At 57.4% G+C, this 20,202-nt stretch carries 19 protein-coding genes; 8 read left to right on the top strand and 11 right to left on the bottom strand.

The window, feature by feature from the left end:
- Window positions 1-51 precede the first annotated feature (51 nt).
- From rodA to GRI91_RS02060, 5 genes are read right to left on the bottom strand one after another with little or no spacing between them, the layout of a single operon-like run.
- Window positions 52-1,170, bottom strand: coding sequence for a rod shape-determining protein RodA (gene rodA, locus GRI91_RS02080; RefSeq protein WP_160734967.1), 1,119 nt, complete (start codon window positions 1,168-1,170; stop codon window positions 52-54).
- Window positions 1,167-3,200, bottom strand: coding sequence for a penicillin-binding protein 2 (mrdA, locus tag GRI91_RS02075; RefSeq protein WP_160734966.1), 2,034 nt, complete (start codon window positions 3,198-3,200; stop codon window positions 1,167-1,169). Before mrdA ends, rodA begins: the two co-directional genes overlap by 4 nt.
- A gap of 8 nt (window positions 3,201-3,208) precedes the next feature.
- Complete coding sequence (mreD, locus tag GRI91_RS02070; RefSeq protein ID WP_160734965.1) at window positions 3,209-3,766, bottom strand: rod shape-determining protein MreD; 558 nt, start codon at window positions 3,764-3,766, stop codon at window positions 3,209-3,211.
- Complete coding sequence (gene mreC / locus GRI91_RS02065; protein WP_160734964.1) at window positions 3,763-4,656, bottom strand: rod shape-determining protein MreC; 894 nt, start codon at window positions 4,654-4,656, stop codon at window positions 3,763-3,765. The genes mreD and mreC overlap by 4 nt, the downstream gene beginning before the upstream one ends.
- Window positions 4,657-4,680: 24 nt before the next feature.
- Entirely contained in the window at window positions 4,681-5,727 is a 1,047-nt protein-coding gene (locus GRI91_RS02060; protein WP_160734963.1) for a rod shape-determining protein, read from the bottom strand.
- Window positions 5,728-5,913: 186 nt separating this feature from the next.
- Between GRI91_RS02060 and mutL the strand changes: the two genes are divergently transcribed.
- Together mutL and GRI91_RS02050 are read left to right on the top strand one after the other, a co-directional pair.
- Entirely contained in the window at window positions 5,914-7,770 is a 1,857-nt protein-coding gene (gene mutL / locus GRI91_RS02055; RefSeq protein WP_160734962.1) for a DNA mismatch repair endonuclease MutL, read from the top strand.
- Entirely contained in the window at window positions 7,770-8,282 is a 513-nt protein-coding gene (locus tag GRI91_RS02050; protein ID WP_160734961.1) for a hypothetical protein, read from the top strand. Before mutL ends, GRI91_RS02050 begins: the two co-directional genes overlap by 1 nt.
- Before the next feature lie 122 nt (window positions 8,283-8,404).
- On the opposite strand, the gene GRI91_RS02045 is transcribed toward GRI91_RS02050, so the two are convergent.
- The 3 genes from GRI91_RS02045 to GRI91_RS02035 all read right to left on the bottom strand — a co-directional run bounded on the left by GRI91_RS02045 (window position 8,405) and on the right by GRI91_RS02035 (window position 10,696).
- Complete coding sequence (locus tag GRI91_RS02045; protein ID WP_160734960.1) at window positions 8,405-9,205, bottom strand: DUF1206 domain-containing protein; 801 nt, start codon at window positions 9,203-9,205, stop codon at window positions 8,405-8,407.
- Between the two features lie 54 nt (window positions 9,206-9,259).
- A complete protein-coding gene (locus GRI91_RS02040) occupies window positions 9,260-9,970 on the bottom strand; it encodes an NYN domain-containing protein (protein WP_160734959.1) in 711 nt (236 codons plus the stop codon).
- A gap of 63 nt (window positions 9,971-10,033) precedes the next feature.
- Complete coding sequence (locus tag GRI91_RS02035; RefSeq protein WP_160734958.1) at window positions 10,034-10,696, bottom strand: carbonic anhydrase; 663 nt, start codon at window positions 10,694-10,696, stop codon at window positions 10,034-10,036.
- Between the two features lie 59 nt (window positions 10,697-10,755).
- Here GRI91_RS02035 and lipA point away from each other — a divergent pair, with 59 nt between their 5' ends.
- Entirely contained in the window at window positions 10,756-11,700 is a 945-nt protein-coding gene (gene lipA / locus GRI91_RS02030) for a lipoyl synthase (RefSeq protein WP_160734957.1), read from the top strand.
- Window positions 11,700-12,161, top strand: a complete 462-nt coding sequence (locus GRI91_RS02025; protein WP_160734956.1) for a type II toxin-antitoxin system RatA family toxin — start codon at window positions 11,700-11,702, stop codon at window positions 12,159-12,161. Before lipA ends, GRI91_RS02025 begins: the two co-directional genes overlap by 1 nt.
- On the opposite strand, the gene GRI91_RS02020 is transcribed toward GRI91_RS02025, so the two are convergent.
- From GRI91_RS02020 to GRI91_RS02010, 3 genes are read right to left on the bottom strand one after another with little or no spacing between them, the layout of a single operon-like run.
- Entirely contained in the window at window positions 12,122-12,616 is a 495-nt protein-coding gene (locus GRI91_RS02020; RefSeq protein ID WP_160734955.1) for a CinA family protein, read from the bottom strand. The genes GRI91_RS02025 and GRI91_RS02020 overlap by 40 nt on opposite strands.
- Window positions 12,616-13,161, bottom strand: coding sequence for a hypothetical protein (locus tag GRI91_RS02015; RefSeq protein ID WP_160734954.1), 546 nt, complete (start codon window positions 13,159-13,161; stop codon window positions 12,616-12,618). The genes GRI91_RS02020 and GRI91_RS02015 overlap by 1 nt, the downstream gene beginning before the upstream one ends.
- A 15-nt stretch (window positions 13,162-13,176) precedes the next feature.
- Window positions 13,177-14,328: a bifunctional 2-C-methyl-D-erythritol 4-phosphate cytidylyltransferase/2-C-methyl-D-erythritol 2,4-cyclodiphosphate synthase gene (locus GRI91_RS02010; RefSeq protein ID WP_160734953.1), complete on the bottom strand. Its 1,152-nt coding sequence runs from the start codon at window positions 14,326-14,328 to the stop codon at window positions 13,177-13,179.
- Between the two features lie 76 nt (window positions 14,329-14,404).
- On the opposite strand from GRI91_RS02010, the gene dusB reads away from it, so the two are divergent.
- The 4 genes from dusB to GRI91_RS01990 all read left to right on the top strand — a co-directional run bounded on the left by dusB (window position 14,405) and on the right by GRI91_RS01990 (window position 20,202).
- Window positions 14,405-15,421 carry a tRNA dihydrouridine synthase DusB gene (gene dusB / locus GRI91_RS02005; protein WP_160734952.1) on the top strand — a complete coding sequence of 339 codons (1,017 nt, stop codon included), beginning with the start codon at window positions 14,405-14,407 and terminating at the stop codon, window positions 15,419-15,421.
- Window positions 15,418-16,482, top strand: coding sequence for a two-component system sensor histidine kinase NtrB (locus GRI91_RS02000; protein ID WP_337190300.1), 1,065 nt, complete (start codon window positions 15,418-15,420; stop codon window positions 16,480-16,482). Before dusB ends, GRI91_RS02000 begins: the two co-directional genes overlap by 4 nt.
- Before the next feature lie 10 nt (window positions 16,483-16,492).
- On the top strand, window positions 16,493-17,908 hold the full coding sequence (locus GRI91_RS01995) for a sigma 54-interacting transcriptional regulator (RefSeq protein ID WP_160734951.1): 1,416 nt from the start codon (window positions 16,493-16,495) through the stop codon (window positions 17,906-17,908).
- 80 nt (window positions 17,909-17,988) lie between these two features.
- Complete coding sequence (locus GRI91_RS01990) at window positions 17,989-20,202, top strand: sensor histidine kinase (RefSeq protein WP_160735335.1); 2,214 nt, start codon at window positions 17,989-17,991, stop codon at window positions 20,200-20,202.

Here is a 20,202-nt window from a genome sequence, read left to right as displayed (position 1 = left end):
TAACGGCTGCGAAAAAGAATGAAAGGGGGCAGATCCGGGATTTTTGCATTTTTATGAAAAATTGCTGCGATTGCCCGTTTTTGTCCAGCGATCGACCATCATCAGCGTGCCGATACAAATCATATTCGTCATCATAGATGAGCCGCCATGGCTCATCCAGGGCAAGGGAATGCCGACAACGGGAGCAAGCCCCATCACCATCATCAAATTGATCGAGGCGTAGAAGAAGATCGTGGCCGTCATCCCGGCGGCAAGCAGCTGAGAAAAACGATCGGGTGCGTTTCGGGCCACGGTCAGTCCCCAACGCAAAACGATCCCGAAAATCAACAGCACCAGTAATCCGCCGATCAAACCCCATTCTTCGGCCATGGTGGCAAATACGAAGTCCGTATGAGGCTCAGGAAGGTAATTCAGGTGACTTTGGGAGCCATTGCCAAACCCTTTGCCATCCAGGCCCCCGGACCCAATCGCGATCTTCGACTGGGTAATATGATAGCCGGCCCCCAAGGGGTCACTTTCAGGATCAAGGAAGGTCGTCACCCGCCGCTTCTGATAATCCTTCAATCCGAAAATGAAGGCGAGGGGGATCGCAACCATTGCGGCAACGCCCGCGCCGACAAACCAGCGCATCGGCAAACCTGCAAGAAACATGATGACGCCCGCGCCAAAGACAATCGCCAGCGCAGTGCCAAGGTCAGGCTGCATCAGGACCAGTCCAGTTGGAAGTGCGATAAGGACACCAGCAGGAATGAGAGCGCGCCAGCTGCCAACCATACTCGCGGGCAGGGAATGATAGAAAGCCGCCAGCACCAGCACGATAACCGGTTTCATCAACTCTGACGGTTGCAGCCGGACAAAGCCAAGCTCAAGCCAGCGCTGACTACCGCCGCCCATTGCCCCCAATGCTTCGACCAGCACCAGCAGGATAAGCACGGCACCATAGGCAGGATATGCCCCAAGCCGGACCAAATTTTGCGGAAACAGCGACATGATCAGCGCCATCACCAGAAAGACGCCATAGCGTAGGAGGTGATTGGTTGCGAAAGGCTGCAAGGATCCGCCGGCAGCAGAATAGAGAACCATGGCGCCGAAGCAGGTCAGCAATGTTAGCGGGATCAGCACGCGCCAGGGCAGGGTGGAAAGTGGGCCGGGCAGGATAGAGGAATTCATGTATCCGGCTCCGTCCGTGTGTCCCCGGCAACAGGATCAGGCCGAGGTCTGATCGCTCCGGTAGCCATCGCCGCAGGTTGCGCCGCTGCACGCGCTTCAGCATCCACATGTTTGACCAGAGTTGCAGGATCGCTCGGTGCAGGTGGCACGTCCACGCCTGCCTCGGCGGCATATTTTGAATAGCGCGCGGCAAGCCTTTCCTGCGCAGTGCCACCCCATTGTTTTTCAAGCGCGTGCAGCGCCTCCAGCCCCTTAGCCGGATCGAACAGGAAAGTCATGATATCCCGTGCAACCGGATAGGCTGCACCAGAACCGCCGCCATGCTCGATCACGACGGCGCCCGCATAACGCGGATTGTTGAAGGGCGCGAAAAAGATGAAGAGGCCGTGATCGCGGTATTTCCAAGGTCCGCCTTTGCCGCTGGATACGTTAAGGCTGACGACCTGCGCTGTGCCGGTTTTACCCGCCATCAGAATATCATCAACTGGCAACCTCGCACGGCCGGCTGTGCCCGGTCCGTTGACCACATCGCTCATGGCATTCTGGATCACTTCCACGTGGTTGCCATGGAAATTCATGCTGTCAAAGGTTGGCTGAGAGCCATCCAGCATAAGCCGCGGCATCACCTTCTTGCCCGTTGCCAGACGCGCCGCCATCACCGCAAGTTGCAGTGGATTGGCGAGCATATAGCCCTGACCGATTGTGGCATTCACCGTATCGTAAGGCTGCCATTCGCGGCCATACTTCTTCAGCTTCCAAGCGGGATCGGGCACTGTGCCATAGAATTGACTGGCGACAGGCAGCGGGAATTGCTGCCCCATGCCGCAACGATGGGCCATGGGCGCGATCACATCCATGCCCAGCTTCTGGGCAAAGTGATAGAAATAGACATCGCAGCTTTGATAGATGCCCTTGGCCATGTTCACCCGGCCATGTCCGCGCCGGTTCCAGCAGTGGAACACACGATTGCCGACCCTCAGGCCGCCGGTGCAGACAGTACTGGCCTCCGGATCGAGGCCGGCCTCCAGAAAGGACATGGCCACCATCGGCTTTACGGTAGAGCCGGGCGGATACAGTCCTTTCAAGACCTTGTTACGCAGCGGAACGCGGTCGTTCTCGCTCAGCATCTTATATTCGACGCGCCCGATCCCATCGGAAAAACTGTTGGGGTCAAAGCTCGGCATGGAGGCCATGCACATCAGATCGCCCGTGACACAGTCAATCACGACGGCCGAACCGGATTCCAGACCGATGCGCCGTGCGGCGTAATCCTGCAGCGGGCCATCAATAGCCAGCTGGATCGCCTGTCCCTGCACATCTTCCCGCGTTTCGAGATCGCGCACGATCCGGCCGCTGGCCGTCACTTCAACCCTGCGGGCACCGGGCTGACCGCGCAGGGTCTGTTCGAACTGTTTTTCCAGCCCGTCTTTTCCCAATTTGAACCCCGGCGTCACCAAGAGCGGAATGGGCTCTTCTTCATATTCTTCGGCAGAAGCGGCCCCAACATATCCGATCAGGTGACCAACAGAGGGGCCGGTGGGATAATAACGCGAGAAACCGCGCTGAGGGACGACGCCCGGCAGATCGGGAAGACGCACGCTGACTGCCGCAAATTCGTCATAATCCAATCCGCTTGCCACCTGGACCGGCTGAAACCCGCGCGAATCTTCCAGCTTGTCTTTGAGATCCTGTATCTCGACGGGCGTGAGATGCAGCAATTCACCGAGCGTATCGACCGCCTGTTCTGCATTCACCAGTCGGTCAGGAATAATATCGACGCGGAAATCGGCTTCATTTGAGGCGAGGGGGGCCCCATTGCGATCGAGGATCCAGCCACGGCGCGGCGGGATCAGGCTGAGATTGACCCGGTTGCTTTCGGACTCCATCTCATATTTTTCATTCTCGGCAACGGCGATATATCCCATTCGCGCAGCGAGGATCAAACCCACACCGCCCTGCACCGATCCGATCGCAAAGCTGCGACGGTCGAATGTCTGGCGAAGAGCCGCAGGGGTGGTTCGTTTTTTCATTTCTAGCTTTAGCCGACGCGCCGAACCCGCATAAGCCGGAACCGGTCAAAGACGGAAACCATACGGGCAATTACAGGGAAAAGAACAAGCGAAAGCAATATCTGAGGAACAATGACTGTAAGCTGTACATGGCCGGGAATCGCACCGGAAAACAGCCAGCAGCAAAGCAGATAGGCCGTGATGAGCACCGATGCCGTGAGCCAGTCCTGAAAGAAGGACCGCCATGGGAAACGCATTTCAAGCGCCTCAATCGCAATCAGCGCGAGTGAAAAGAGCAGAATGCCGCTGCCAAAGGGTTGGCCTGAAAAAAGGTCGTCCACCAGACCAAAGGGGACGCCTGCCCATAAGGGCAACAAACCGGGACGCACCAGCCGCCATGCAAGCATGGTGATGAAGGCCAGTGGCGGAACCACCGGGACTGGCGTGATAATAGGCAATAACGGAACCAGCGAACCGATCAGCACCGTGAGCCAGGGAATGGAGAGCGCGAGTATGCGGGAGTGGTCGCGGTTGATCTTGCGGCCGAAACGATCCTGCCTTGCCCGGGGGTTGATCGGGCTTATCATTCCCCGCCCAGTTCCTGCTCTACCGGAACCGAGGCAGCATTGACGGCTTCCGGCCGCCAGATGGGCTCAACCGTAACATAATCAGTGGCGGCAGGATTGCTCAGCACATGAGCAATGGCCCCATCCTTGGTAATCTCATCCGCCACCGCAACGGCGATGCCGGGGCGGAACAAGCCGCCGGCGCCAGAGGTGACGAAGATATCGCCCGGGCGGATGGGATTTATCCCGAGATTGATCAGCCGGAGACGCAAACTGCCATCTGCCCGGCCTTCGGCAAAGGCGACAAGATCATCCTTGGCGCGCCGGACAGGCACCATGCTTTCACTGTCACTGAGTAGAAGGACGCGCGAACTGTTCGTGCCGGTTTCCAATATCCGGCCGACCAGCCCCTTTGGAGCCACGACCGGCATTTCGGGTGTGACGCCTTGTTTGTCCCCCGCGCCGAGATAGGCGAAGCGCCGTGAACTTGATGATGTTGCGCCAATCAGCCGGGCGACAGCGACAGGTTTATTATCGCTATCACGAATGGTCAGAACGGCCCGAAGCCGCCGGTTTTCCTGCTCCAGCGCCTTTGCTTCGGCAAGGCGCACCCGGGCGATTTCGATTTCACGGCGCAGTTCGGCATTCTTGCTTCCGGCGCGGTAATATCCGCTAACGACATCGAAGAATCCGCGCGTGCCGGTGCGAGCTTCTGCACCGGCTTCACCAACAGGGGAGACGATGTCGAGCGCCTGGCTGCGCAAATCCGCGAAGGCTTGCGGCCGCCACAAGGACAAAGCGAGCAGGATCGCACCCGCCATCGCGCCAATAGCGGCGGCCACATAGCCGGTGAAAACGCTAAAACGCGCCTTCTTGTTAAGCCCCGAACGGCGAAATGTCGGCGGCGCCATATTGCGCCTTCCCCTTTGCTAGAATCAGGCGGTCATCAATACGCCGCGATACATCGGATCTTCCATGGCACGACCCGTACCAAGTGCAACACAGGATAGCGGATCTTCTGCGATGCTGACAGGCAAACCGGTTTCTTCACGCAAGTGATCATCAAGTCCGCTGATCAACGCGCCGCCGCCGGTGAGCACGATGCCCTGATCGACGATATCGGCGGCGAGTTCCGGCGCCGTATTTTCAAGCGCGATCCGCACGCCTTCGACGATGGCGCCGATAGGCTCAGACAAGGCTTCTGCCACATGCGCCTGATTAATAGTGATTTCTTTCGGCACGCCATTAACGAGATCGCGGCCCTTGATCGTGATTATTTCGCCAATGCCATCTTCGGGCACGGTGGCGATGCCGTAATCTTTCTTGATACGTTCAGCGGTCGAATCGCCAATCAACAGATTGTGATGTCGGCGGACATAGGAAACGATCGCTTCGTCCATCTTGTCACCGCCGGTACGGACGCTGGTCGTATAGGCCAGCCCGCGCAAGGACAGCACGGCCACTTCCGTGGTGCCGCCGCCAATATCGACCACCATCGAACCCACCGGTTCGGTAACTGGCATATCGGCACCAATGGCTGCAGCCATGGGCTCCAGAATAAGAAAGACCTGACTGGCCCCCGCGTTAGACGCAGCATCGCGGATGGCGCGGCGTTCAACCGATGTCGAACCCGACGGCACGCAAATCACGATTTCAGGGTAGCGAAACAGGCTTTTCTTGCCATGCACCTTGCGAATGAAGTGCTTGATCATTTCTTCGGCGATTTCGATATCGGCAATCACGCCATCGCGTAGCGGCCGGATGGCTTCAATACTGTCGGGCGTTTTGCCCATCATCAGCTTCGCATCATCACCGACGGCTTTGACCTTTTTGATCCCGTTCAGCGTCTCGATCGCGACCACAGAGGGTTCATTCAGAACAATGCCGCGATCTTGTACGTAAACCAGCGTATTCGCTGTCCCAAGGTCGATCGCCATGTTCTGCGAACCGAACTTGAAAAACTGGGAGAAAAAAGAGCTCATCGACTAATCCGTTGTTTTAGGCGCCTACAGCGCACTCTTTGTCATGCGGCGTTACGAAATTTGGCCACGGGATGGCGGCGTCCTTAACCTATGGCGCGACCAAACGCCAAAAATTTGTGTTAAAATCAGGGGAGTTTTACACCGCCTGCCTCGAAATGCTCGCAATTCACCGCTAGCCTTGCTTTTATGAACCAAATTCGGCGCCTTCCAGATGATCTTGTCAATCGAATTGCTGCCGGGGAAGTGGTCGAAAGGCCTTCCTCCGCACTGAAGGAGCTGATTGAAAATGCAATCGATTCTGGTGCGAAGCGAATTGCCGTTTCTATTGTCGAAGGCGGCCTGAACCGGATTGAGGTGACAGATGATGGATGCGGCATGTCGCCCGAGGAAATGTCGCTGGCGCTGGAGCGGCATGCGACTTCCAAACTTCCTGATGAAGCGATCGAACAAGTCACAACCTTGGGCTTTCGTGGGGAAGCCTTGCCCTCAATTGCCAGCGTCGCCAAGCTGACAATCGAAAGCCGCGTTCAGGGGGCTGAGCAGGGTTGGTGCCGCGTAGTCGATCACGGAACGCTGATGGAGGAAGGGCCCGCTGCCTTGCCGCCCGGCACAAGGGTGCGGATGGAGAACCTTTTCGCCAAAGTGCCGGCGCGCCGCAAATTCCTTCGCACCGCGCGTAGTGAATATGCGGCCTGTCTTGATGTGGTGCGCCGTCTGGCGATGGCCCGGCCCGATATAGCCATAACTCTGGAACATGGTGGGCGGCGCATATTCGGTCTGCAAGCCGGGCAGGCGCTGGAAAACCGTGTCGCTCAGATCGTCACACGTGATCTGGCCGATAACAGTGTGGTGCTGGAAATGGCCCGCGGTGAAATGACGCTGCGCGGCGTGGCAGGCCTTCCCACATTCAATCGCGGCGTTGCGGATCATCAATATCTCTTCGTCAATGGCCGTCCGGTGAAGGATCGCTTGCTAACTGGCGCTGTGCGGGGCGCCTATGCCGATATGCTGGCGCGGGATCGCCATGCTGTGTTGGCGCTGTTTCTGGATATTCCGCCTGAGGATGTTGACGTGAACGTGCACCCGGCGAAAACCGAAGTTCGCTTCCGCGATAGTGCGGGCGTGCGCGGGTTTATCGTGACGGCGCTGCGTGAAGCACTGGCTACGGGCGATCGGCGCAGTGCTCAGTCGCCCGACCATGGGGCGATGTCGCGCTGGCAAAGCGAGCCGAGCCTGGGCGATGCAGAGCAGCCGTCTGCTGCAGAACCCTCCGCAGCGCTCCATTCCATGTTTACCGGGCGCGACTGGTCAAACCCGTCCGCTAGACCAGGCTCTTCCCTGCTGCGTGAGAGCACATCGGCATTTTCGGGCGCGGGGCTGGTCGCTCAATCGGGCAGCGATCTGGCCATGCCGCAGGGTAGGGCGGAAGTGGCCGAAGATGTGCCCGAGGATGCAGAGCGTTACCCGCTGGGAATTGCGCGCGGGCAGGTGGCGCAAACCTATATCGTGGCAGAGGCCGCTGACGGTCTGGTTCTGGTGGATCAGCATGCCGCGCATGAACGGCTGACATTGGAGCGGCTGCGCGCTGGCGGTGCGACTGAAAAGGTCGCTGCATCACAGGCTTTGCTGATCCCCGAGGTTGTCGAGCTGGAAGAAGTGGATTGTGACCGGCTTGAGGAACAGATTGATAAATTTGCCGATCTCGGGTTGATGATCGAACGCTTCGGGCCGTCAGCCATGCTGGTCCGCGCTCTGCCGGGTTCCTTAAAAAAAGCGGAGCCGCAGGCCTTGTTGCAGGATCTGGCGGATGATCTCGCCAAGCATGGTCAATCTTTGTTGCTGAGCGAAAAAATCGAGTATATTCTGGCGACTATGGCCTGTCATGGCTCCGTCAGGGCGGGACGGAAACTGAATGTGGCGGAAATGAACGCCTTGCTGAGGGAAATGGAAAACACCCCTCGTTCAGGGCAATGTAATCATGGCCGCCCGACTTGGGTAAAACTATCCATGGATGACGTGGAAAAGCTCTTCGGGAGGCATTGATGCGATTTGTTGCGCTGACAGGCGGTGTCGGCTTATTGCTACTTTCAGCTTGCGGAGAAGATCTCAGCCCGGCGGAAAAGGCGGCAAGGGATGCCCGCGATATTGCGATGGTCAAGGAGGTTCAGAACAGCGAGCCACCGCTGCAGCCGATTGTTCCCGATGCCATTCTGTATCCCGATCTTGAAAAACACGGTATTGCTGGCGAGGCTTGCAATTATGCGCCGGGGACGAGCCTTGGCACACGCGTAATCGCAATGTCGGAAATCGCTTATATGAAGATCGACGGCACGATGACGCAGTTCGCCACAGATCCCGGTGCGCAGCAATTGCCCGCGGGTTCGTGGTCGAAATACGACGGCCGCGCATATTCCGTGCAGCTTCAGATCGAAGGCGAAGGCGACGAAGCACTCGGATCAGAAGCAAAGACTGATTATGAAGGTCATGTCGTGGTGCGCGACGAATATGGCCGGGTCGTGTTTGACGGCACCGGTCTTGCCCAATGCGGGGCCTGATGCACCGCCGTTGAAAGCAAGGCCGGATTGCACTGATCGAAATACAAAGGGCCGCGTTTTCCGCCGATATCGGTGAAAAACACGGCCCTTATTGTGCCCGTTTCCAAACGGAACTCAATAATTCAGCTGCGGAAGGACGGCTTCAGTCCTTGGGGACCCAGATCCGGCACGATCCGATATCTGGCGAGGAATAGGCTGAAAATTCCGAACAGCAGCAGGCCTGCAGCAACGGCCGTATACAACATGCCATTGTCGCTAAGCGATGAGATCGCTTCACCCAGAGTTTTGATCTGTGATGTGCTGGCGAGCCATGCAGAGCGAACGACTGCCCAGCCAATAACGACAAAGACGATACCGCGCGCCAGATATCCCGCATGTCCAAAATAGCGGATGAAGGAAGGCGCCTGGCCTGAAACACGGCGCATAAAATCACCCGTGATCCCCTTTTTGGCCTGCATGATACCAGCGATCAGGAAGCCAACACCAACAATGCCGAGTACGAATGAGCCGAAGCTGACGGAGAGAACCGTGCCGGCTGCTTCCGTAGCGGTGCCGCCATCGCCGGATGCCGATTGCTTTGTCCCCTGTGCAAACTGAAAAGCTGTGTAAGCCAGCACGACATGGGCCAATCCGGAAGCGGCGTGACCTATGCGATGGGCGATACCTTTTTTGTCGCTGCCATAATTCTCAATATCGAACAGAGGAGAGCAGAAGCGATATAAGGCGTAACTAATCAGGCCCAGCGCCGCGAGATACAGGATCGGCGTGCCCAGCGGCACCTCCTGTAAATAATCGAACACGCCCTTCGCGCCTTCACTACCGCGCGTCGAGAGGGCGAGATAGCCCAAGAGTACATAAACGAGGCCCCTGGCCGCAAATCCCAGACGGATAAGCCAGCGGAATTTTTCGGATTTATCGACCATTGATTTGTCCCTGTTGTTTGCGGCCCAACGGATAAAAGGACAATTCGTGCCCGCTTAACGCAGGCGCTTCACATATAGTTGGCCATCCTTGCGCCGCTCCAGCTTGAAATTCTCATTCGCCGAGTGCACCAGATCGGAAAGGCGCTTAAATCCATGATTTCGAACATCAAAACTGGATCTGTTACCGGCGATCTGGCCCACTTCCTGTAATCGGGCGAAATCGTCATCATCGCGCGTCGCCGCTTTCCAGGCGTCACCCAGCAGGGTAATCAGGTCACGGTCAATCGCGTCTTCGGGTTTATGCGTTTCCTCGCGGGATGCCGTGTTTATCAACTGCGCAACATCGATGAATCTGGTGCAGGCCGTTTTGAAGGCTTCTGGCGCCTTGTCATTACCAAAACCGTAGACCGTCAGGCCATCCTGCCGCAGCCGTGTCACCAGCGGCGTAAAATCACTGTCAGAACTCATGATGCCAAAGCCATCGACCTTGCCGGCATAAAGCAAATCGACTGCGTCGATCGTCATTGCCATATCGGTGGCGTTCTTGCCTTTGGTCAGATCGAATTGCTGCTGCGGCTGCAAGCCATAGCGATGGGTGATCTTGTTCCAATTGGCGAGGGCAGGCTTCGCCCAATTGCCATAGGCGCGGCGGATATTCACCTGACCCAATTCTGCCAACACGGTCAGAACCGGGTCTATTCCGTGATGGGATGCGTTGTCGGCATCAATCAAAAGAGCGATATTTTTCAGCATTTCATCAGACATTGCTACCTTGTTGCAGCCACTTGGCGGGCTGACAAGAAAATGCTGGATTGATCGCTTAGTCGCTCACGCCATATCGGGCGCTGGTGTAAATTCCCCGGTCTCTTCATCCAGCAAATTCAGCACCCCGTCGGAGATGGCAAAGAATGCGCCGCGCAAGGTAAGTGTGCCGCGTTTTTCCTTTTCCTGCACACAGGGGAAGGTCCGCAAATTGGCCAAGCTGACCTGCACACCGGCCTTTTCCATAGCGATTTCGGCTTCGCGTGTTTCCGTACCGAATTCCTGTGCCACGGCATCGCGCGCATCGTCGAGCAGTTCAATCCAATCGGCAATAAATCCGCCCCGGCCGGGCTCTGTCCCACGCAATTCCTGTGTCAGTGCGACTTTGCAACCGCCGCACATGCCGTGCCCCATGACCCAGACTTCCTTGACCTTTAGAACCTGGACGGCAAATTCAAGGGCAGCAGAAACCCCGTGATGGCCAGGCGTGGTCTCAAAGGGCGGCACCATAGCGGCCACATTGCGCACCACGAAAATCTCACCCGGGTCCACATCGAAGATCTGTGAGGGATCGACTCGGCTATCCGAACAGGCGACGATCATCACCCGGGGGCTTTGCCCGTCGCGCAAAGATCTCCAGCGTTCACGCTGAGGATGCCAGTTTTTGTCGCGAAACCGGTGATAGCCGGCCATCATTTCGTCTAATTCTGCGCTTGAACTTTGAGTCATGGAGATTCCAATGCCTCTTGCCATTGCCACTGGCAAGAGGGTTGCCTAAGTGGGCAGGTATGAACGACCTTTCTTCCGCACCGCGCCCCGAACGCCAGCGCAAACCAGACTGGATCCGTGTTAAAGCTCCCGTTACCGAGGGCTATCACGAAACGCGCCAGCTGATGCGTGACCTCAATCTCAACACCGTATGTGAAGAGGCAGCCTGTCCGAATATTGGCGAGTGCTGGACCAAGAAACATGCCACCGTGATGATTCTGGGTGATGTGTGCACACGCGCATGCGCTTTCTGCAATGTGAAAACCGGGATGCCGCGCATCGTCGATCCGCTGGAGCCGGAGCATGTTGCGACCGCCGCAGCGAAGATGGGACTAGAGCACATCGTCATTACATCGGTTGACCGCGATGATCTGCCCGATGGCGGAGCAGGCCAATTCGTCAAGGTGATTGAGGCCCTGCGTCGCAACACCCCCGACACGACCATTGAAATTCTGACGCCTGATTTCCGGGGTAAGATGCGCCCGGCGATCGAGGCGATCTGCGCTGCTGGGCCCGATGTGTTCAATCACAATCTGGAAACTGTACCACGGCTTTATCCGACCATTCGGCCAGGCGCACGTTTTTATGCCTCGCTGCGTTTGCTTGAAGAAGTCAAAAACCACGATCCCATGATCTTCACGAAATCCGGAATGATGATGGGTCTCGGGGAAGGGCGACTGGAAGTGCATCAGGTGATGGATGATATGCGCTCTGCACAGGTCGATTTCCTGACGCTGGGCCAATATCTGCAGCCCACGCCGAAGCATGCGGCAGTGGAAGAATATATCACCCCGAAAGCCTTCAACGCCTATGCCGCGATTGCGCGGGCCAAGGGCTTCCTTCAGGTCGCCTCCAGCCCACTGACGCGTTCAAGCTATCACGCAGGCGATGATTTTAACGAAATGCGCGCCGCGCGTGAAGCCAAGCTCGCCAAAGAAGCGCAGAAGAAGGCACGACAGGGCTGATGCCGGGCATTCAGGAAACGCGCCGGCTGCCCTATAGCGCGCAGCAGATGTTCGACCTTGTCGCCGATGTCGATCGTTATCCGGAATTTCTGCCATGGGTGGTTGCCACCCGTGTGCGTTCGGAAAGCGAAACTGCGATGGAGGCCGACATGCTGGTTGGCTTCAAGGCATTGCGTGAGAAGTTCACGTCAAGCGTCACCAAGGAACGGCCCAACCGGATATTGGTCCATTACGTCGATGGCCCGCTGCGGGACCTCGATAATAGCTGGGATTTTCGCCAGCTTGAGGACGGCGGCTGCGAAATCGATTTTTGTGTCGATTTCGCATTCAAGAGCCGGATGTTTGAAGCGCTGGCCGGTCAGTATTTTGACCGGGCTTTTCGCAAGATGGTCACCGCTTTTGAAGAGCGGGCAGAGCAGCTTTACGGCAATAGCAGCTCGAGCGCGCACAGCGTCGCCTGATGGCGGACGCCCGCACGGCTGTGCTCGTCAAATCGCTTTAGTTCTGCTTCGGGCTCGTCGCTATCGCGGCGGGCGCGAGCAAATACGACCGTGCCCACGGGCTTCTGCTCGGTCCCACCATCGGGACCGGCAATGCCGCTGATGGCCACGGCAACGTCGCTGTCACTCCGCTCAAGCGCACCCTTTGCCATCGCGTAGACACAGGCCACCGACACGGCGCCGAATGTTTCGATAATGTCGCTCGCGACACCAAGCTCCGCTTGCTTGGCTTCGTTGGAATAGGTCACGAAACCGCGATCAAGGACGGAGGATGAGCCTGAAATTTCTGTCAGCGCTGCGGCGACCAATCCGCCTGTGCAGCTTTCAGCAAGGCTGACCTTGCGTCCTGCGGCCATGTTTTCTTCGACAACGCGCCGGGCGAGGTCCACGATATCCTGCGGCAGAAGGCTGTCCATTATTCGGTCTCCATTGCGCAAATTCCTAAATCCTCAACGCGAAAGGTCACGAAGAGGAATGCAGCCAGGCGCGCTGCTTTGCGCGGTTCGAGTGACGAGGTCAATTCAAGTCCGCGCGTTACCTTGTCGCAGATTGCTGCATCGGCATCTTCAGCCAGTTTTTCCGAATAGAGCGTATCCGCTGCCGAACGCAGTGTTTCCTCCGGCATCTGTTCCATCACCGTCGCCAGACCTCTGGTGCGTGGATCCTGTGACATCACCCGAAACATGGCCGCACGGGCTGCCGGCCAGCTTTCTCCGCGATAGGCGTAGAATCTCGCTGCCGTTTCTTCCCCATGCTGTTCCAAATAGCTCTCCGCTCCAACAAAGGGGGCACATCCCTTGCGGGCACCACGGATGAGCGTAGGCGCTGCATAGAGCATAACCGAGGCAAGCTCGTCCTCAGTCATGCAGCTGGCGGGGCGCTCTGACGCCCATGCATTCAGGGGCAGGCCAAACGCGGCAAGGGCTAAAACCGCGCCCTGGATAAAAGGCTTACGCTTCATGCGATGTCTGCTCCGTTAAACTTCGGTAAGAGTGACGACGGCCTGCGCCGCGATACCTTCACCTCGGCCAGTAAAACCGAGGCGCTCAGTCGTGGTGGCTTTTACACTCACCATCGACACATCAACGCTCGTGAGCTCTGCAAGTTTCTCGCGCATCGCATCGCGATGCGGGCCGATTTTCGGCGCTTCGCACATAATCGTCACATCCATATTGCCGACACGGTATCCTGCTTCTGCTGCCAGAGATACGGCATGCTCCACGAACTGACTTGAGCGGGCGCCTTTCCATCGCGGATCGCTGGGCGGAAAATGCTGACCGATATCGCCCTTGGCAACACCGCCCAAAATGGCATCGACCACCGCATGCAGCACGACATCGGCATCGCTATGGCCTGACAATCCCTGATGATGCTCAATTTTGATACCACCAAGCCAGAGCTCTTCCTGGTCGACCAACCGATGCACGTCAAAGCCCGACCCGATGCGTATGGGCATTCTTGCCGGCATGAAATCCTCCGCAAAAGTCAGTTTCTTCAACGCTTCGTCGCCTTCCACCAGCGCTACCAAACCGCCGGCAGCATGCAATATTTGCGCGTCATCTCCGGCATCAGCTGCCCCGTCCCATGCTTGATGAGCGTTATAGATGTCGGTAAAACGGAAAGCCTGCGGTGTTTGTACGCGCTTCAATTTATCACGCTGTGCAGTGCCCACCATCCGGTGGCCCTCGGCCTGCGCCAGACTATCCACTACAGGAAGGACGGGAATTGCCCCGGCATCCGTTTCCAGCGCCGCCATCAGCCGCTGAACAACAGCATGCGGCAAAATGGGCCGGGCGGCGTCGTGAATGAGAACCCGGTCACAGGATCGGTTAGAGAGATAGTTCAATGCAGCGAATACCGATTCCTGCCTTGTTGCTCCGCCAATGATGAACTCGATGTCCGACAAACCATCAAGCGCCTGCGCTGCGACATCCTGAGCTCCCGCAGGTATGACAACAATCAGAGGAGACGCCCCGGCATCTCGCAAAGATTCGGCAGAATGACGCAAAACCGGCTTGCCGCGCCACTCGACAAACTGCTTGGGCAGGGCATGTCCGGCACGCAGACCTTTGCCTGCCGCGACAATAATAGCGGCAAAGCCAGGCAATGGGGTTTTTGGCTCAGTCATTCGCCAGCGGCTACCCGCTTGAAGCTTATGCCGCAATCCACTATGCGCGTGCCTATAATTTAGGCACTATATGATCATGACCCAGCTTCCCACACCGCCAGCGCTTGCGCCAATTGATATCGGCCCCGTGCGTATCGACTGCCCGGTACTGCTCGCGCCCATGACCGGCGTCACCGATATGCCGTTTCGCACTCTCGTCCGCCGATATGGCTCGGGCTTGAATGTGACCGAAATGATCGCGAGCCAGGCGATGATCCGCGAAACGCGGCAATCTCTGCAAAAGGCCGCGTGGGACGCCATTGAAGAGCCGGTGTCGATGCAGCTGGTCGGTTGTGATCCTGAATCGATGAGCGAAGCGGCAAAACTAAATGCAGACCGCGGCGCGGCCATTATCGATATCAATTTCGGCTGTCCGGTTCGCAAGGTAACGAACGGCTTCGCCGGATCGGCCCTGATGCGCGAGGTTCCGCTCGCCACAAAACTGATGGAAGCGACGGTTAAGGCAGTTTCGGTGCCGGTTACGGTGAAGATGCGGATGGGCTGGGACCATGCCAGTCTGAATGCGCCCGAACTTGCAAGAATAGCCGAGGACCTGGGGGTCAAGATGATCACCGTTCACGGTCGCACGCGCAATCAGATGTATAAGGGGTCCGCCGATTGGAGCTTTGTTCGCAAGGTGAAGGATGCCGTTTCCATTCCGGTGATCGTAAATGGCGATATCTGCGGGATTGAAGATACCGCCAACGCGCTGGAGCAAAGCGGCGCGGATGGCGTGATGGTCGGCCGGGGCGCCTATGGCAAGCCCTGGCTGCTGGGGCAGATCATGCACTGGTTGCGTACCGGCGAAAGGCGCGAAAGCCCCAGCTTTGATGAACAATACAAGGTTCTGGTGGAGCATTATAATGCGATGCTTGAACATTATGGCCCCGAGGTGGGCGTCAAGATCGCCCGCAAGCATCTCGGTTGGTATAGCAAGGGGATGTCCGGCTCAGCCGAGTTCCGCAATCGCGCCAATTTCATCGACGATCCGCAAAATGTCCTTGGCGAAATAGAGCGTTTCTACGAACCGTTTTTGCATCGCCGGGCCGCGTGAGCGATAGCGCGGGAAGTGTTCCGCAAACGCCTGCACTGTTCAACAGTCTGGGCATTGCGGTGCTGGTGCTACGGCCGGATCTTACGATTCTGCGTGCCAACCCCGCAGCGGAACAGTTGATCGGGCTGAGTGCGCGCCGGATGGAGGGGCGGGGGCTTGGAGCGATCGTCCGCTTTGAATCGGAACGACTGGCTGGCCTCCTCGCACAGGGCGATGCACAAATTGCGGCGCATGGCGTGGCCACCAGCTTTCACGATTCTGCCCTCAGACAAATTGATTTCGTGCTGTCGCCAGTGACCGGATTTCCGGGCTGGCAGTTACTTTCCATGCACGACACCGGGAGCAGTGACTCGCTGCGCGACACAGAGGATCTGCCGCTGCGCGCGCCAGCCATTCTCGCCCATGAAATCAAGAATCCGCTTTCCGCCATTCGCGGTGCCGCCCAGCTGATTTCTCGCAAACTGCCGGACAAGGATAAGCCGATGGCGAAGCTTATCGCCGAGGAAGTGGACCGGATTGCGAAGCTGGTTGACCGCATGCAGCGACTGGGGCGCGAGAAGCCTGAGCCGGTTGCCCCCTGCAACCTGCACCAGGTTCTGCACCGCGCGCGCGAATTGGTGGAGGCAGCTGGCCTCGAAAATGTCAGACTGACCGAGGAATTTGATCCTTCGCTTCCACCCGTGCTGGCCAATCAGGATTCCTTGGTGCAGGTGCTGATCAACCTGATTTGCAACGCGCGTGATGCCTGCAAGGATGGCGAACATCCTGAAGTCACATTGGGCACGCGTTTCGTCAGTGGATTTGTTCTGAATGTGATGCGTTTGGGAAGGCCCATCCGCTTGCCGATTGAAATACGGGTGAGTGACAATGGACCGGGCGTCCCCCGCGATTTGCGCGATCATATTTTTGAACCATTCGTCACGAGCAAGAAGAACGGTCAGGGGCTGGGGCTGGCGCTGGTCAATAAGCTGGTTCGCGACATGAATGGCCGTATCACGCATGAACGTGATGAGGTGCATGGCTGGACGCATTTCCGCATTCACTTGCCGATGGTTAAATAGGGGAATTAGCATGGGACGACGCGCCCTTCTGGTTGAGGATGACAGCTCAATCGCCACGGTGATCGAGGCGGGGCTGGAGGACGAAGGCTTTACCGTCGACAAATGCGATTCCATTGCCGGGCGCGACCATCTGCTCAGCAATAATTGCTACGACGTTATGCTGACTGACGTCTTGCTGCTCGACGGTGACGGTATCGAATCCCTCCCGAGCGTGCGCGCTGTGCGGCCCGACCTGCCAATTGTTATCCTGTCTGCTCAGAACACGCTCGATACCGCAGTGCGTGCGACCGACACTGATGCATTTGAGTATTTTCCCAAGCCATTCGACCTTGATGAATTGGTGCGCGTCGCCAAGCAGGCGGCAGACACCCGCCATCAACCCCGCGCAGAGACCCAGCAGCAAGGGGACGATCTGCCACTGATCGGCCGCAGTCAGGCGATGCAGGATGTATACCGCATGATCACGCGCGTTTTGCGCAATGATCTGACCGTGCTCATTCTTGGGGAATCCGGCACCGGCAAGGAACTTGTGGCCGAGGCGATCCACCAGCTCGGCCATCGAAAAGAAGGCCCCTTCATTGCCGTCAACACCGCAGCGATCCCGAAAGAGCTGATCGAAAGCGAATTATTCGGTCATGAAAAAGGTGCGTTTACAGGGGCTACGGCGCGAAACATCGGTAAATTCGAACAGGCTGACGGCGGCACGTTATTCCTGGACGAGATCGGGGATATGCCGGCCGAAGCGCAAACGCGGCTGCTGCGCGCGTTGCAATCTGGCCGTATCCGGCGGGTAGGCGGCAATGAAGAAACCGAGATAAATGTGCGGATCATCGCGGCCACCAATCGCGATCTTGCCCCCATGATCGCGGACGGAAAATTTCGGGAAGATTTGTTCTACCGCCTCAATGTCGTGCCCATTATGCTGCCGCCATTGCGCGACAGAGCCGATGATATTGCGCCTTTGGCACAGCATTTCCTGCATCAGGCCGAACGCGAGGGCTTGCCTCAGCGGCAATTGGGGGACGAAGCGGCCAAAGCATTGGCGCGTCAAAGCTGGCGCGGGAATGTCCGCGAATTGCGCAATTTCATGTATCGCTTGGCTCTGCTCGCCCGCGAAGATGAGATTGATGCTGAAACGGTGTTTTCACTGCTCGAGGAAGCGCATATCTCTCCCTCAAGCGACACAGGCGCCCCCGACTTTGCACAGGCGATAAAATTCTGGCGCAGCAACAATCAACCGGCAGCCGGCACGCTTTATCACACGGCGCTGGCAGCATTTGAAAAACCGCTATTTGAACAGGCCCTGGCCGAAACCGAAGGCAATCAATTGAAGGCTGCGCAAATGCTGGGCATAAATCGGAATACGCTTCGTAAGAGGATCGGCGAGCTTGAAATCGACCCGGATCGCTTCGCCCGGCGCGATTAAGAAACACCGGCCAGAAGAAACATCTTGCAAAATAGCAACAGGATTGTTGTATCAGTGCAACTATGAGCGAGGATGACGACATGCACTCGTTGAACACGTCGCGGCGAACACCCCGGTGGTGGCGCCGGGCGCTTGTTGCATCTCGGCGCGCAAATCTCTTCTTGCTGTTGGAAATTGCCTCGGCAGCCCTGCTGCTGGTGATGATCAGCATCTCTTATCTGTCATTTTCAGCCCAGCCACAGGCGGGGCAGTTACTCCCATCCGGACAGGCTGCGGCGATGTTGGTCGGCACGCTGATACCGGCACTGGCGATCGTCGTCTTTCTGGGGCGCCGCATAGCTATCAAACGCGCCGGGGGAACCACCGCGCGCCTCCATATCCGGCTTGTCTTCTTCTTCTCGCTGGTTGCCGCCATCCCGACATTGCTCGTGGCCGTATTTGCCAGTTTCCTGTTTCAGTCCGGTGTGGAATTCTGGTTTTCCGACAGTTCCCGCGGCATTCTGGAAAATGCCAATCGGCTCGCCCGCGGTTATTATGAGGAAAATCAGCGGGACGTAGGCAATGAAACGGTCACGATGGCCGGCGATTTGCGTTTTTATCTGCAGCAAGGAAGCCTTGCGAGCCCGGATTTCGCCGAAGGCTATTCGCTTCAGGTCGTTGGACGTAATCTTGATGAAAGCGCCATTCTGCAGCTCAATGGGAATGATGAATTGCGCGTTGTCGCTATTGTCGATCCTGATGATAATGGAGAGGGGCAGCGCGTTACGCGCGAAACAATCCAGCAACTGCAGGAAGGTCAGACTGTCGTCGTCAAGGCAGGGCCTGAGCGGATCGAAGCGGTCACGGCCATTGATCAGGATGCGGGAATTTATCTCTACAATGCCCGGATTGCCGATACTTTGGCGCTCAGCCAATGGCAGCGCGCGCGCAGTGTTCTGGCCGCCTATGATGTGATGACACAGCGCGCCACCACGCTGCAATTGCGCTTCAACCTCGCCTTGTTTGTGGCCTCAATTGCGCTGGTCGGGCTGGCCGTTTGGTTCGCCTTGCGGTTCGCCGATCGACAGGTCCGTCCTTTGACCCGATTGGTCGGGGCTGCCCGCAAGGTTGGGAGCGGCAATTACGCGCTGCGGATCGAAGGACGTACGGGGCACGACGAAATCGGGCTGCTCAATCGTGCATTCAACCGCATGACGGCGCAAATTGAACAGCAGACCAAGGCTTTGGTGGGGGCCAACCATCAATTGGATGAACGCCGCGCCTTCATCGAAGCTGTTCTGGAATCGATCACTGCCGGCATTCTTTCCGTGGACCCGCAGGGGCGAATTACACTGATCAATAGCAGTGCTAAGGCGGTCCTGAATGCTGAAAACGGCGCAGATCCCATAGGCTGTCAGCTTGATGATATTGCCCCCGAACTGGCCGCACTTACGGCCAGCGGACGCAGTCACGGTATTGTGCAGTATAATCGCAATGGTGAATTGCTGACTCTCGCCGTGAAGCTGTCGCCGGCGAGCAATGGACAGGTTATCACATTTGAAGACATCACCCGGCAATTGCTCAACCAAAGGCAAGCCGCGTGGTCCGATGTCGCCCGCCGTATTGCCCATGAAATCAAGAACCCGCTCACACCCATTCAGCTCGCCACAGAGCGTTTGATGCGCCGCTACCGCAAACAGATAGTGCAGGATGGCGAGCTGTTTGAAGAACTGACCAGCACCATCATTCGGCAGGTGGGTGACCTGCGCAAAATGGTCGATGAATTTTCATCATTCGCGCGGCTGCCAAAACCCGTTTTCCGGCAGGAAGATCCGGTCGATCTGGTCCGGCAAGCGATATTCCTGCAGGAAGTTGCCCGCCCAGCTATCAATTTCCGCTTCGAGGCAGACGGCGATATCGGCCTTGTGCTGTGTGACCGGCATCAATTCGGCCAGGCCATGATGAATGTTCTCAAAAACGCATCAGAGGCGGTGGAAAGCCGCGCGAAACAGGATGACATCGACTTCCGGGGGCAAGTCGCCGTTCATGTTGAACGGTCCAATGATATGCTGACCGTCGCGATAACTGATAATGGGGTAGGCTTGCCGCAGGATGGTGAGAGAATTGTGGAACCCTATGTGACCACCCGCGAAAAGGGCACCGGTCTGGGGCTCGCCATCGTGAACAAGATCGTTGAAGAACATGGCGGTGAAATGAGTTTTGTGCCGGTGGAAAGCGGCGGTGCGCGCGTGATCATGCGTTTCGCCTGCGATCCGGTCGGCAGCGATATGGCCAATGACATGGCCGAAATATGA

The organism is Altericroceibacterium endophyticum (assembly GCF_009827595.1).
Taxonomy (GTDB): domain Bacteria; phylum Pseudomonadota; class Alphaproteobacteria; order Sphingomonadales; family Sphingomonadaceae; genus Altericroceibacterium; species Altericroceibacterium endophyticum.
Note: the sequence above shows the minus strand (reverse complement) of the source record. Positions and strands in the feature narration are given on the sequence as shown.

Coding starts and splice junctions, on each gene's coding strand:
- rodA (WP_160734967.1), bottom strand. CDS start 1,170: ATGAATTCCTCTATCCTGCCCGGCCCACTTTCCACCCTGCCCTGGCGC.
- mrdA (WP_160734966.1), bottom strand. CDS start 3,200: ATGAAAAAACGAACCACCCCTGCGGCTCTTCGCCAGACATTCGACCGT.
- mreD (WP_160734965.1), bottom strand. CDS start 3,766: ATGATAAGCCCGATCAACCCCCGGGCAAGGCAGGATCGTTTCGGCCGC.
- mreC (WP_160734964.1), bottom strand. CDS start 4,656: ATGGCGCCGCCGACATTTCGCCGTTCGGGGCTTAACAAGAAGGCGCGT.
- GRI91_RS02060 (WP_160734963.1), bottom strand. CDS start 5,727: ATGAGCTCTTTTTTCTCCCAGTTTTTCAAGTTCGGTTCGCAGAACATG.
- mutL (WP_160734962.1), top strand. CDS start 5,914: ATGAACCAAATTCGGCGCCTTCCAGATGATCTTGTCAATCGAATTGCT.
- GRI91_RS02050 (WP_160734961.1), top strand. CDS start 7,770: ATGCGATTTGTTGCGCTGACAGGCGGTGTCGGCTTATTGCTACTTTCA.
- GRI91_RS02045 (WP_160734960.1), bottom strand. CDS start 9,205: ATGGTCGATAAATCCGAAAAATTCCGCTGGCTTATCCGTCTGGGATTT.
- GRI91_RS02040 (WP_160734959.1), bottom strand. CDS start 9,970: ATGTCTGATGAAATGCTGAAAAATATCGCTCTTTTGATTGATGCCGAC.
- GRI91_RS02035 (WP_160734958.1), bottom strand. CDS start 10,696: ATGACTCAAAGTTCAAGCGCAGAATTAGACGAAATGATGGCCGGCTAT.
- lipA (WP_160734957.1), top strand. CDS start 10,756: ATGAACGACCTTTCTTCCGCACCGCGCCCCGAACGCCAGCGCAAACCA.
- GRI91_RS02025 (WP_160734956.1), top strand. CDS start 11,700: ATGCCGGGCATTCAGGAAACGCGCCGGCTGCCCTATAGCGCGCAGCAG.
- GRI91_RS02020 (WP_160734955.1), bottom strand. CDS start 12,616: ATGGACAGCCTTCTGCCGCAGGATATCGTGGACCTCGCCCGGCGCGTT.
- GRI91_RS02015 (WP_160734954.1), bottom strand. CDS start 13,161: ATGAAGCGTAAGCCTTTTATCCAGGGCGCGGTTTTAGCCCTTGCCGCG.
- GRI91_RS02010 (WP_160734953.1), bottom strand. CDS start 14,328: ATGACTGAGCCAAAAACCCCATTGCCTGGCTTTGCCGCTATTATTGTC.
- dusB (WP_160734952.1), top strand. CDS start 14,405: ATGACCCAGCTTCCCACACCGCCAGCGCTTGCGCCAATTGATATCGGC.
- GRI91_RS01995 (WP_160734951.1), top strand. CDS start 16,493: ATGGGACGACGCGCCCTTCTGGTTGAGGATGACAGCTCAATCGCCACG.
- GRI91_RS01990 (WP_160735335.1), top strand. CDS start 17,989: ATGCACTCGTTGAACACGTCGCGGCGAACACCCCGGTGGTGGCGCCGG.